This window comes from Novosphingobium sp. 550D, assembly GCF_057401885.1.
Map to the genome: position 1 here is coordinate 1,520,835 of NZ_CM171613.1, position 11,994 is coordinate 1,532,828.

Annotated in this window: 11 protein-coding genes and 1 tRNA gene; 8 read left to right on the forward strand and 4 right to left on the reverse strand. The window is 61.6% G+C overall.

What is annotated here, in order from left to right; translation table 11 throughout:
* Positions 1-7 precede the first annotated feature (7 nt).
* Positions 8-670 (forward strand): hypothetical protein, encoded by a 663-nt coding sequence (locus AC2S2E_RS07130; protein ID WP_486524277.1) that lies wholly within the window; start codon positions 8-10, stop codon positions 668-670.
* Between the two features lie 261 nt (positions 671-931).
* Entirely contained in the window at positions 932-1,291 is a 360-nt protein-coding gene (locus tag AC2S2E_RS07135; protein WP_486524278.1) for a hypothetical protein, read from the forward strand.
* Positions 1,292-1,478: 187 nt separating this feature from the next.
* Here AC2S2E_RS07135 and AC2S2E_RS07140 read toward each other — a convergent pair whose 3' ends face one another.
* Positions 1,479-1,904 (reverse strand): helix-turn-helix domain-containing protein, encoded by a 426-nt coding sequence (locus AC2S2E_RS07140; RefSeq protein WP_486524279.1) that lies wholly within the window; start codon positions 1,902-1,904, stop codon positions 1,479-1,481.
* Between the two features lie 312 nt (positions 1,905-2,216).
* Between AC2S2E_RS07140 and AC2S2E_RS07145 the strand changes: the two genes are divergently transcribed.
* From AC2S2E_RS07145 to AC2S2E_RS07160, 4 genes are all read left to right on the forward strand, one after another.
* On the forward strand, positions 2,217-3,737 hold the full coding sequence (locus AC2S2E_RS07145) for an AAA family ATPase (protein WP_486524280.1): 1,521 nt from the start codon (positions 2,217-2,219) through the stop codon (positions 3,735-3,737).
* A 208-nt stretch (positions 3,738-3,945) separates the two neighbouring features.
* Positions 3,946-4,146: a hypothetical protein gene (locus tag AC2S2E_RS07150; RefSeq protein WP_486524281.1), complete on the forward strand. Its 201-nt coding sequence runs from the start codon at positions 3,946-3,948 to the stop codon at positions 4,144-4,146.
* Between the two features lie 203 nt (positions 4,147-4,349).
* Positions 4,350-5,525 carry a tyrosine-type recombinase/integrase gene (locus AC2S2E_RS07155; RefSeq protein WP_486524282.1) on the forward strand — a complete coding sequence of 392 codons (1,176 nt, stop codon included), beginning with the start codon at positions 4,350-4,352 and terminating at the stop codon, positions 5,523-5,525.
* Positions 5,526-5,593: 68 nt separating this feature from the next.
* A complete protein-coding gene (locus tag AC2S2E_RS07160; RefSeq protein ID WP_486524283.1) occupies positions 5,594-5,878 on the forward strand; it encodes a hypothetical protein in 285 nt (94 codons plus the stop codon).
* Between the two features lie 332 nt (positions 5,879-6,210).
* Here AC2S2E_RS07160 and AC2S2E_RS07165 read toward each other — a convergent pair.
* Both AC2S2E_RS07165 and AC2S2E_RS07170 read right to left on the reverse strand, forming a co-directional pair.
* Positions 6,211-6,286: transfer RNA gene (locus AC2S2E_RS07165), tRNA-Thr, on the reverse strand.
* 106 nt (positions 6,287-6,392) lie between these two features.
* Positions 6,393-7,619 (reverse strand): cation:proton antiporter, encoded by a 1,227-nt coding sequence (locus AC2S2E_RS07170; protein WP_486524284.1) that lies wholly within the window; start codon positions 7,617-7,619, stop codon positions 6,393-6,395.
* A gap of 126 nt (positions 7,620-7,745) precedes the next feature.
* On the opposite strand from AC2S2E_RS07170, the gene AC2S2E_RS07175 reads away from it, so the two are divergent.
* Complete coding sequence (locus tag AC2S2E_RS07175; RefSeq protein ID WP_486524285.1) at positions 7,746-8,486, forward strand: SDR family NAD(P)-dependent oxidoreductase; 741 nt, start codon at positions 7,746-7,748, stop codon at positions 8,484-8,486.
* A 96-nt stretch (positions 8,487-8,582) separates the two neighbouring features.
* On the opposite strand, the gene AC2S2E_RS07180 is transcribed toward AC2S2E_RS07175, so the two are convergent.
* Positions 8,583-10,724 carry a penicillin acylase family protein gene (locus AC2S2E_RS07180; protein ID WP_486524568.1) on the reverse strand — a complete coding sequence of 714 codons (2,142 nt, stop codon included), beginning with the start codon at positions 10,722-10,724 and terminating at the stop codon, positions 8,583-8,585.
* Positions 10,725-10,970: 246 nt separating this feature from the next.
* Between AC2S2E_RS07180 and AC2S2E_RS07185 the strand changes: the two genes are divergently transcribed.
* Complete coding sequence (locus AC2S2E_RS07185) at positions 10,971-11,870, forward strand: MlaA family lipoprotein (RefSeq protein ID WP_486524286.1); 900 nt, start codon at positions 10,971-10,973, stop codon at positions 11,868-11,870.
* Positions 11,871-11,994: the final 124 nt, after the last annotated feature.

Sequence of the window (11,994 nt, forward strand, 5' to 3'; positions counted from 1 at the left end):
AAAAGCCATGTTGAAATGGTTCATGCGCCCCGCGCTGGGCGTTCTGTTGCTGGCCGTCGTCGCGGCTGGCGGTTATGCGGTTTACCTGCGCTCCTTCGGCCCTGCGCCCGTCGTGGAAACGCAAGTGCCGGTGGGCGACGTGCCCGCCGTTTTCCGCACCAACGGCGGTATGCTGGAGGTGGGCAAGGTGGTTTACGCCAAACAGTTCAAATCCAAACAGAGCGGCAGCCTGTTGGGCCTAGACCTTCCGGCCTGTTCGACCGAAGCCACGGTGTCGGTCAAAGCCCACTTCACCTACCGCGTCCGGCTGGCGCGGGAATGGAGCGCCAAAATCCGCAACACGGAAAGGCAGGTCGTGGTTGTGGCCCCGCCGCTGGAACTGGCAACCCCGGTGGCCTTCGACACCGCCACGGAAAGCGCCACGGATGCCGGGGGCTGCGTGGTGCTGAAAAACAACCAGCTCCTGCCCGAACTACGCAAACAGCTCTCGGCCAAGCTGGCTCAGGCCGGTAATCAGGATGATCACAAAAAGCAGGTGCTGGAAGCCGCCCGCAAGACCGTGGCCGAGTTCATCCGCAAGTGGTATCTGAGCCACGATGAATATGCCTACGCCAAAGACTATGAGGTGATCGTGGCGTTCAAGGGCGAGCCGGTCGAACACCTCATGTGACCGGACGGACGGCGGGCGGGGCAGGCTCCACCGCCGAACCGCCCCGCCGGTGCCCGGAGAGGGGCGCTGGTGACGCCTCCGGCCCCGGCCTGACCGACCCACCGGGGCTGCCGCCCCCGCGCTCCTCGGCCCGCATTACTTCGCTTTCGCCAGCGGGCCAGCCAATCAACACATAAGCCCACTTAATCCCATCAACCCACCGCACACAGCGCCAAGGCCTTTCGCCTTCGGCGCTTTTTTTGTGCGCTCAGGAGACGCAACATGATCCACCTGACAACACATGAAGAAGTCGCCGCCTTCCTTTCCGGCATCACCAACGCCACCCTTCACGCCGTCATCACCGGCCACATGGAGCGGCTGGCCGAGTATGAAGGTTATGATCTGGCCGAACTGGCGGCTTTCGTCATCATCGAGCCAGCCGATCGCCCCGCCGATATGGAGGCGGCGCTGGGCATGGAGGGCGAGACCTTGACCTGTGAGCACTGCATCGATCACGGCACGTGGTTCGAAATCGTCCGCATCCTCGATGACACCGGCTTCGGGCACGTCATCCTCGTGCCCAAGGCCAACACGTTGCCGCAACACATTCGCGCCGCGTGTCGGCTGGCCGAGGCGGGCTGACATCAGCATCGATAGGGGGGGGGGGCGGTCCGGCTGGGTCGCCCCACCGTGGCGCTGCTTTTCAGTTTGGCAGGACTTCAGCATAGCGGGCTCGCGGGGCAGCCGAGGAGGGCGCAGCGCTGCAAACCTGAAGCGTTGCGACGCTCAACCGCCCCCGCGACGCTGCCGCACTGCCACCCTGCCGGGGTCAACCGCGCTGCTGCTGCCGTGCTTTCTCCACAATGTCGGCCACACCCGTCGCCATAGCATCGAAGTCCCTAAGTGTCCGTTCCGCGAAGGCTTGAAGCTCACGCCCGCAGTCCGAGAGTTCTCTGTTCTCGCCCAAACTGAACAGTACGGCCCGAAAAGGAGGCGGTTTGGGGGCCTTGGGGGCTTCCGTCGTCGGTGGAATGGTTTGCCGCTTTTTCGGCGCGGTTGACCGAATTTCCGCGTTGACTCGCTCGCCGAGGGCTTCTTCCAAGCTGACTATGTGCCTGCCGACGGTGGTCGCGTCGAGGCCCAGTTGTCGCCCGGTTTCGGCATAGCTGCCGGTTTCGATCACCGACAAGAACGAACGCAGCATCGCAAAGCGCACATCACATTTCACGGACTCACCTCCGATTCGCAAAATCACTCACAGCCCAAGCTATGCACAGAAGACACAAGCAAGTAAAAAATAAAGCTGCAATTTTCGCAGCCATAAACAAAGAGACTCTTTCAGTCTTAGGCCTGCACATTTTGCAGCGCCCCGTGAACATGGCGAAAATCATGGGTTTGATCTAGAAATTGTCTCACCGGAAACGAGCATTTCGGTGGAAAGGAGAACCACATGGCCGACGCCGACAGAAGATCGCCAACCGCCCTGCGGGCTTAACACAAAGCGGAATGCTCCTCTGATGCAGTGAGCGCCGCGAACACCACACATCGCTAGAATTGGAGAACGCCCATGGACACCTGTCCTGAGACGAGCGGCCCCGCCTTGCCCGAAAACTGCGTGGGGGCCGACGCAAGAAACATAATCGAATTTCCGCCTTTCACTCAGGTGGAGCAACCCGATCTGACCTATTGGACCGAGCTCAACTTTCAGCCGGAGAAGGCTGATGACGGAACCCTTTCTGGCACGGTGCCGCCGGACTTTGTGGTTCTGTCCGGTCGCACAGATACGGAGCAAGGCAATGAGGCCCTGCGCGCCGTGGTGGAACCGCTGTGCCGAAGCGGTCCCCCGCTGGCTTGGGCGCATGATGCAAGGCACCACTACGTGTTCCGCTTGGCCGGTCACGAACCGCCGGAGAACTGTGCCCCGCCCGACGGCGTCGAACTCCACGTCGCGGGAGACAAGGTGCCCTTGCCCGCCGCGCCGCCGCCCAACAGTGAGCCGCCCAGTTTGGATGCGGAGGCACTGGCCACGTTGCCGGTGTCGAACATGCTGCCGCCGGTCGAGAAAACCCCGCTTTCTCCCTACTCTCTGCGCGGCCTTGCCGAACAGTTCGCAGGTCTCGCGGTGGTCGCCACTGCCTTGCTGGGGCAGTTGGTCATGTCGGGCCAAGCCACAGTGGTATTCGCGCCGCCCAACGCGGGCAAGACGCTCATCTCGCTCTGGCTCTTGATCGCTGCGGTCACCAAAGGCCTGATCCAGCCTCAAAACGTCTACTACATCAACGCGGATGACAGCAGCGAGGGGCTGGCCACGAAAATGCGTCTGCTGGACGATTTGGGGTGCCACACCTTGGCCCCCGGTCAACGCGGTTTCAACATCAAAGCCTTGGCTGACATGCTGCGCACCATGGCCAACGATGGATCGGCGCGGGGCGTGTTCGTCATCATCGACACCTTGAAGAAGACCACAAGCCTAATGGACAAATCCAAAGTGAGCGAGTTCAACACCGCTTGCCGCCTGTTCGTGCTGGCCGGAGGCACCATTCTGGGCTTTGCTCACACCAACAAGCAGCGGTCGGCCAACGGTAAGTTGCAGTACGGAGGCACCTCCGACCTGCGCGACGATTTCGACGCCGCCTACATCATGGGGCCGTTGGAAGTTGAAGGCTTTCCCGGCGAGAAAGTCGTCGAATTCGAGTGCATTAAGTCTCGCGGCACAAATGCGCGAATCGCCCACTATGCCTATGCCGATGCGCCGGACCTGTCTTACGATGAGCGGCTGGCCTCTGTGCGGCTCCTAAACCCGGATGAACTGAACGGCTTCAAACGCGAGGTGGAAGAAAAGTCCGAGGCCGAGGTGGTGACCGCCATTGAAGCCTGCATCAGCTCCGGTTCCTTCGCCAAAATGGCCTTGGCCAAAGCCGTCGCGGCGCGGGTCGAGGTCAGTGAACGAGCTGTCCTGCGGGCCATCGAAAAGCACACAGGCAAGGATCCCAACGTCCATCGCTGGTGTTTCCGAAGGGGCGCTCGCGGGGCCATGATTTACGCCTTGCTCGACCTTCCTGAGGACCAGCCGCCCTCGCACGGCTGACCCCACCGGCAGTTTCGCAGGATCGCTGCATTTCAGTTTCGCGGGGTGCGTGGCGGCACCCCGTGGGGCACAGCGCTGAAACTCTGCGAAACTGCCCGCCACCCAGCAACCCAACGCTGACGCCCGCCGCCCGCCCCCTCTGTGGCGGGGTGTGCCTTTGCGCCCGCATTTCACAATCAACCCGCAATAGCATTAAGGAGAACTCACTATGCCCAAGATGGCTCTCAACGCAACCTCATCTCTGACCTCCACGTGTCCGCCGCACAAGAAGCGCGAGGACTACTACGACACCGCCATTACAGGCTTTGTGCTGGAAGTGCGCCCCTCCGGTTCAAAAACTTACGTTTTGCGCTCTCAAGATGCGCATGGTCGCCAGTCCCAGCGCAACGCGTGGAGGGTGAACAGGTAAAGGTGGCAACTCCCCCTTTCCCTCCCTTCGCAGGAACCAGCCGCCGCAACCGGCAAGCCTGACGCCTCGTTCTGATTGTTACCGGCGTGGGGCTTCGGCCCCCGCCACCCTCTCGACCGACGCCGACGCCAGCCGCCTGACCCATTCGGGCCGGGGGTGAGCCTCTGCGCCTTCAATCCCTTCACCATTACAAGGAGTTATCCATGCCTAGAGTCAAATTGGATGCGGCTTTTTGCATGACCGCCACATGCCCGCCGAACAAGAAGCGCGAGGACTACTACGATACCGTCATCACAGGCTTCGTGCTGGAAGCGCGCGCTTCCGGCTCGAAAACCTTCGTCCTGCGCTATCAAGATCAGTATGGTCGCCAGTGCCAGCAGAAGATCGGCAACTACGACGACATAACCTTCGCCCAAGCCCAGAAGTTGGCGAAGAAGTATCGCGCCGAGGTGGTTATGGGAGGCAGCCCCGCCGCCGCCAAGGCTGAAAAGAAGGCCATTCCGACCTACGCCACGCTGGCGGATGACCATCTGAACTTCGCCAATACTTACCAGAAGCGCCCCGGCAACACTGAGTCCATGCTGCGCGTCCACATCAAGCCTCGTTGGGGCAAGAAGCGCCTGGACGAGATCAAGACGCCGGATGTGGCCAAATGGTTGGCCGAACTGAAGGACGCGGGGCTGTCCCCTTCGACGATCGAGAAAATCCGCATCACCTTCAACCGTTCCTTCGAACTGGCCATCAAATGGCAAACGCCGGGGGTGAAACATAACCCGGTTCGCGGCATACCTCGGCCTAAGTTTAACAATGCCCGTGATCGTTACCTCACCAGCGATCAGGCGGCGGCGTTGCTCAAGGCCTGCGAGGCTTCGATCAATCCGCAGCTTCGCAACATCGTGGGGCTGCTGCTGCTGACCGGGGCGCGCAAGCGTGAACTGCTCGATGCCAAGTGGGAACACGTGAACCTCGACCGCAAGGTGTGGTTCATCCCTGACAGCAAGACCGGCAAGGCTCGCCACGTGCCCCTGTCGCAGGCGGCGCTGGACATTGTGAACCAGCTTCCCCGCTTCGATAAGTGCGCTTGGCTGTTGCCCAACCCTCGGACCAAGAAGCCCTACACGGACATCAAACACCCGTGGGAAACGGCGCGCGAGGCGGCTGGCTTGGAAGGCCTGCACATCCACGACCTTCGCCATTCCGCAGCCAGCTTCATGATCAACGCGGGCATCGACCTGTTCGCCGTGGGCCGCATTCTCGGCCACGCCGATCACCAATCGACCATGCGTTACAGCCATTTGGCCAATGACACCCTCCTCCGCGCTGTGGAGGCCGGGGCGGCCCAAATGAACGTCAACTGGGCGGGCACAGCCGCCGAATAACCACACGCATCATGACCGGGCCGCACGCTCACCCCGTGCGGTCCACCCATCACAGAAAGGATAGCTCCATGAATGACAATGACCAAATGCCGTCTCTGTTCCAGCGCCTGAGCGGTTTGCGCGATGAATGCAAAGGGGCTGGTTGCAATAAGCACGATCAGGTCAAGGTTCTGCTGGCCGCCGCGATGGATGAAGGCATCAACAACGGCTCAGGCCTCGTGGGTGTGGTCGCCAGTCTGGGCTTCAAAAAACCGCACGTCGGTAAGGTGCTTCACGATAACGTGGGCCAACTGTGGCACCGCGACGGCAATCGCTTTTACACAGCTCTCCCGCCTCTCGCCGCAGCTTCTTGATCACCAACGCCTGTCGCTCCTTCGGGGGCGGCAGGCTTCGGCTTTGCGGTGAATCAGTCCTATTTTTTTCGGCTCGCCAGCCCACGTCCGACCCAAGCCTGACCCATTTGGGTGGCCCTCCTTACGAAAGGCCTTTGGGCAAGGAAGCGAGGCTACAACCGGGCCAAAGCCTCTTTCAAAGTCATGTTTCACAAGGATAAAGCAGAGCCACTATACTTCAGCTTGTGGGTATAGCGCGGTTTAGGCCTCAAACGTGCTGAATCGCGGCCACACAGCCAAAGGCCTTTAACCTGTAAGCTCAGGGTTTCTTTGATAAAATGTCTTTGGAAAACTGGTGCCGCTTACGTGACTCGAACACGTGACCCCATCATTACGAATGATGTGCTCTACCGGCTGAGCTAAAGCGGCACTCCAGCGGTGAGGCGGGCGTTTAGCTTCAGGTTGCCGCCTTGGCAAGGCAAAAAGTGAGGGGCGACACAAAGGATTTGCGCAAAGGCCCAAACTCCTCGATTTCCTAGCCAAATCGGCGGGACAGGGTGAGCAGCGGCGAGGCCATCAAGGTGGTTACAATCGCCATCAGCACCAGAATCGCGAAAAGCGCAGGGCCGATGATGCCAGCCTGCAACCCGATGTTGATGATGATCAGCTCCATCAGGCCACGCGCATTCATCAAGGCGCCGATACCCAGCGCGCTGCGATTATCCTCGCCCGACAGGCGCGCCGCCAGATAGCACGCGCCGCCCTTGGCCAAAACCGCCGCCGCCAGAATGGCGAGCGTGACCAGCACCAGATCGAGATGGCTCAACACCTGCATCTGAGTGTTGAGGCCCGAAAAGGTGAAGAACATGGGCAGAAGGAATGTCGTCGCAAAAGGCTCCAGCCGCGCGCGCAGTCCATCGACCAATGCGCCGCGCGGCATGGCCGTGCCCAGCAGAAAACCGCCAAACACTGCATGCATTCCGCAGGCATCCATCGCCCATGCGCAAAGCAGGAATAGCCCCAGAACCAGCGCCAGCAACCCTTCATCCACGCCGTGAATTTCGGCCCGTCGCCCCAAAGGGGCCAGCAAACGCGGCGCGACCAAAGTCATCACCAACGCAAATGCCAATCCGCCCCCTGCGGCCTTGATCGCCACCGTGGAACCCGCGCCAAGGCTTGCCAGAACCAGCGCCACAACGATCCATGCCCCCGCATCGCCAATCGCGCCCGCCGAAAGGCTGAGCGTGCCCATGCGCGTTCCGGCCAATCCCTGTTCATGGATGATCCGGGCCAGCATGGGAAAGGCGGTGATGGCAATGGCCGCGCCCAGAAACAGGCTGGCCTGCGCGGCGCTGACTTGCGGCATGAACAGGCCCGGTTGCCCCATGAGCCAGGGGATCATCGCGGCCCCGGCGGCAAAGGGCGCGGCCATGCCCGCCAGCGATACCGCCGCCGCGCGGCCTGCGTTCGACCGGAACTCTTCGCGGCTGAAGGTCAGGCCGACCAGAAACATGTAAAGTCCCACGCCCAGTTGCGCGCCGACATAGAGGATCTTTTTCAATTCCGCCGGGAACAGCATCGCTTCGGCCCCCGGCGCCAGATAGCCCAGCAGGGAAGGGCCCAGCAGCACGCCCGCGATCATCTCGCCCACCACTTGCGGTTGGCCCAGAAACCTTTGCGCCGCCCACCCGACAAGGCGCGAAGCCGCCAAAATGCAGGCCATGGCCAGAAAGAAGAGTGCCGATAATTCGCCGTTCGTCATGCCCGTTATGCTCCTTGCGCCGTTTCGCTCTAGCCTTTGCCGCTTGGCGCGTCATCCGGATTGATGGGGCTGGATTTTTGTATGCAATGAATACAAAGTGCGCCCGATATAAAATGGGAGAGCATCATGGATTTTGCCGGACGCCATATCGTCATCACCGGGGCCAGCACGGGCATCGGCCGCGCCACCGCCGAAAGGATCGCGGCGGGCGGCGGCACGCCGGGTCTGATCGCGCGTCGAGAAGGGATTTTACGCGAATTGGGCGCCCGTCTGAATGCGGGATGGGCGGCGGCTGATGTCGGCGACAAAGGGCAATTGATTGCCGCCCTCGACGCTCTTGAGGCGCAGAACGGACCAATTGACGGGCTGTTTCTCAATGCGGGAACGGGCGGCGCTTTTGCCCCGGTTTCGGCCTATGGCGACGCGATGTTTGATGAGGTGATGCGCGTCAACACGACCTCGCTGTTCTGGGCGATTGCCCATGTCTTGCCCGGTATGATCGAGCGGCGACGCGGCGCGATCCTGATTACCGGATCGCTGGCCTCTGTGCGGGGCATGGCCGCCAACATCGCCTATGTGGCCAGTAAACATGCCGCCCAAGGCATTGCCCGCGCCGTGGCGATGGAGGCCGCGCCCTATGGCGTGCGGTGTAATTGCCTGTTGCCCGGTTTTATCGAAACGCCGATGCTGGCCGATGTGCCAGAAGAACAGCGCCCCGCCATGGCCGCCCGCGTGCCGCAGGGCCGCATCGGCACCGCCGCCGAGGCCGCCGCTGTGGCGGCATTTCTGCTGTCCGACGATGCTTCCCATGTGACCGCGCAAAGCTGGGCGGCTGATGGCGGCATTCTGGGGACGCTTTCCGTTTAGAGCGTTTTCCGATCTTTCGAGATCGAAAAACGCGACTAGCCCGCGCGGCACTTGAGCGTCGCTTTTCCGTTCGCTTCAGCTTGAACGGAAATCGCTCTAACGCCGGATCAGAATTTGCGTGCTTTGCGCATGGGCCTTGATGTCCGTGGGATAGAACCAGACGGGGCGCAGATCACCCGCCAGAAAGCGTTCTGCCTGATCGGTGAAATGGGGAGATTTGGGGTCGCCGCTGGCGCCGCCGGTGCTGATGGCGCGGGCGGTGACGCGGGGGCCGAATTCGACCGCGGCGACGAAACTGTTGCCCCGGTTGCCGTAATAGCGCTTCATCCCCGGCACTTTCGGCCCGCTCGACACGGCCAGAGCGCCCCATTGCGAGGATGTGAAGGCAACCGGCGTGCTGGGCTTGGCATCGTCATGGGGTTGGACAATCGCCCCGTTCAGCCGTTGATAGCGGTTGAGTTCGCCCCATGGCACGCGCCAGTCGCCAAAGTCCTTGGTTAATCGCGCCATGGCCTCGTCCAGCGCGGCGAGGCGTTGGTCAGGCGTGGCCTGTTCCACCATCCAGTCCATCACGCTGATCCGCTGTTTCTTGGCGCTCTCGGCCCCCTTGGCCCACAGGTTCTCGCCCCACACAATGGCCAGCGTTTCAGCGGTGGAGGTCAGCGATGTGCGATGATCCCATGTTTTGAGCAAAGCCATCGCATCGGCCCGCGCGGGGGATGGGGTGGCGGCGTCCGCGGCAAACAGGCCCGGCAGCAACCGGTCAAACGCGGGCAGCCACGGATCGTGCCCCGCCCGGATCAGGCTGTCGATCGAGAAACGCGGCGTGGCGGCCAGAACCCGTTCGGCATGAGGCCCGCGCGGATTGGCGCCCACTTCGTCCATATAGACGGGATAGGCGCCCTTTTGCGGGGAATCGGCGCCCGCCGCGCTCCACGGCGCATTGTTGGTGTTATAGGCCCAACCGTTCTTGGGATCGATCACCTGCGGCAATGTGGACAGGGGGTGCAGCCCCATCCATGCGGTGCGCGGATCGGCCCCGTCGACCGGCGCGCGCCAGTCGAACCGCTGATCACGGATCGGCACGAATTGCGGGTGCAGATAGGCGATATGCCCCTTGTCATCGGCAAACAGCGTGTTGTTCGAACTGTTCGCTTTCAGCTCTGCCACTTTGAGGAAATCGGCCAGATCGCGCGTTTTGGTGCGCAGGAAACTTTGCTCCAGCGCGGGCACGGGCTTGTTCATCAGGGAAATGGCGATCCATTTGCCGCTTTCTTCGCGGATGATCGGGCCGTGGTGGGTGGCATAGGTTTCGAACGTGCGCTGCGCCATCGTGCCGTCGGCCATGCGATAGGACAGGGTGACGGGCTTGACGATGACGGGGCGGATCTGGTCGCCATATTGATAGCTTTTGCCCTTTGGCCCATCGACGATGGTTTCGGCATATTCGTCGACATTGTCGATGCCGCTGGACGTATGCATCCATCCGGCATGCTGGTTGAAGCCCTGATAGATAAAGGGTTGCCCCCATGTCACCGCGCCATAGGCGTTTAGCCCCTGCTTGCTGGTCATCTGCAATTCAGAGCGGAAATAGAAACTGGTATGCGGGTTGATATAGAGCAGCGCATGGCCGCTCTCGCTATGGCTGGGCGCGATGGCAAAGCCGTTGGAGCCTTGGGGTTCGCGAAAGATCAGCCCGCGCTCATCGCTTGTCATAGCGATTTTGTGGTGGGTGTAAAAGCCTTCGAGCTGGGTCAGGGCAATGCCCTCTATATCGCCCCCGATGCTGCCCTCGGTAAAGGAGAGCGCCATCCACGGTTCGAAATGCGTCAGCACGCGCGGCTTTGTTTCCGGGTGGTCGGCCAGATAGGCGTTCAGCCCGCCCGCCCATGCATCCATGATCGCCTTCAGCCAAGCCGGGCTGCGGGCATAATCGGCCTTGAGCCGTGCGGGGTCGATGAACAGGCGTTGGCGCAGATCCTGCCAGATCGCCTTTTCCCCCTCGGCCTCGGCCAGACGGCCAAGGTTGGTCAGGTAATTGACCTCGATCCGGTTGAAATCATCCTGCGCCTGGGCATAGACCATGCCGTAAACCGCATCGGCGTCGGTATCGCCCGAAATATGCGCGATGCCCCATGTGTCGCGGGTGATTGTGACGCGGTGGGGCGGATTGCCCGCCGCATTGGCCGGGGTGATCAGGGCCGGGGCCGCCAGCGCGATTGTGACCGCTTTTGCCATCATGCCTATTGTCAATCGCATCGCCGCTTCCCATTTTCATCGATCTGCGGCCTGTCTAGCACGGGTCTTGGGGGCGCACAGTGGCAGTTTGACGCAATTCAGGCGGCCCTTTGACCATGGCGGCAATTGCCATTTCCCAAGAAAAATGCTCTGGCGCAGATACGGGGATTCGGGTGATGTTCGCCCTGTGATCGGCCACCGGGGGGTGGTGATTGCGCGGGCGGGCATAGTGATGAAAGCTTGGATATGATCGTGATGCCCCTGTCGGCCATATTATTGGCCAGCGTTGCCTCTGCCCCTGTGGCCCAGAATCCATCGCTGCTGATGCAGGCTGGCGATGCCCCCCATATTGCCGCCTTGCCGCTGGATGGCGCCGTTGCGGAACCCGAACAGGCCGCGCCCAGTGCGACGTCGCCCGTGGCATCCCCATCCGTTGCGGCCCCGGCCCAAGCCGCCGCGATCGATGCCGCGCCGATGGATACGGCTCCGGCCAGCGAGAGCCTGATCCTGCGCGACCCTTGGGAAAAGCCCAATCGCAAGATCTTTGCCTTTGACATCTTTTTCGAGAAAAATCTTCTGGCCCCGGTCGCCCATGGCTATCGCGCGGTGACGCCGCGTCCGTTGCGTGCGGGCGTCAACAATCTGATCCTGAACCTTGATGAACCCAGCACGGCGGTCAATCAGGTGGTCCAGCTCAAGATCGGTCGCGCGCTCAAGACGGCGGTGCGCTTTGCCATCAATTCGACGCTGGGCATTGCCGGGTTGATCGATGTCGCCTCGGCTGGCGGGCTGAAGCGCCGCCCCGCCGATTTTGGCCAGACGCTGGGTCGTTACGGGGCAAAGCCGGGTCCATATGTCATGGTGCCCTTCCTTGGGCCGTCGAATGTGCGTGATGGGTTTGGGCGTTTGGTGGATACGTTCACCGATCCGGTGGGCTTTGTCATCGGCGGCATCTTTTCCTCGCCGGGCGGCGCAGCGCGCTTTGCCACGGCGGGCGTGAATTGGCGTGAACAGAATGATGGCACGATGTCGGCCATCTATGGCGCGTCCGACCCTTATGCCTTTACCCGCGCGGCCTATGGCCAGCGGCGTGCAGCCGTTGTTCAGGACGCCACGGGTAAGGCCGCTGCATTGCCGGATTTCTGATTCGGTATTCCTTTCACAGTGCTGCAAATCTGGTTCGGCCCGAAACATACACGGGTCGGCGCGGTTTGTGGGCATTGACCAAACACCGTGTCGCGGCCAAGGGGAACCGTAAGCGGTGAGACCA

Coding starts and splice junctions, on each gene's coding strand:
- AC2S2E_RS07160 (WP_486524283.1), top strand. CDS start 5,594: ATGAATGACAATGACCAAATGCCGTCTCTGTTCCAGCGCCTGAGCGGT.
- AC2S2E_RS07155 (WP_486524282.1), top strand. CDS start 4,350: ATGCCTAGAGTCAAATTGGATGCGGCTTTTTGCATGACCGCCACATGC.
- AC2S2E_RS07135 (WP_486524278.1), top strand. CDS start 932: ATGATCCACCTGACAACACATGAAGAAGTCGCCGCCTTCCTTTCCGGC.
- AC2S2E_RS07145 (WP_486524280.1), top strand. CDS start 2,217: ATGGACACCTGTCCTGAGACGAGCGGCCCCGCCTTGCCCGAAAACTGC.
- AC2S2E_RS07175 (WP_486524285.1), top strand. CDS start 7,746: ATGGATTTTGCCGGACGCCATATCGTCATCACCGGGGCCAGCACGGGC.
- AC2S2E_RS07150 (WP_486524281.1), top strand. CDS start 3,946: ATGCCCAAGATGGCTCTCAACGCAACCTCATCTCTGACCTCCACGTGT.
- AC2S2E_RS07170 (WP_486524284.1), bottom strand. CDS start 7,619: ATGACGAACGGCGAATTATCGGCACTCTTCTTTCTGGCCATGGCCTGC.
- AC2S2E_RS07130 (WP_486524277.1), top strand. CDS start 8: ATGTTGAAATGGTTCATGCGCCCCGCGCTGGGCGTTCTGTTGCTGGCC.
- AC2S2E_RS07180 (WP_486524568.1), bottom strand. CDS start 10,724: ATGGCAAAAGCGGTCACAATCGCGCTGGCGGCCCCGGCCCTGATCACC.
- AC2S2E_RS07185 (WP_486524286.1), top strand. CDS start 10,971: ATGATCGTGATGCCCCTGTCGGCCATATTATTGGCCAGCGTTGCCTCT.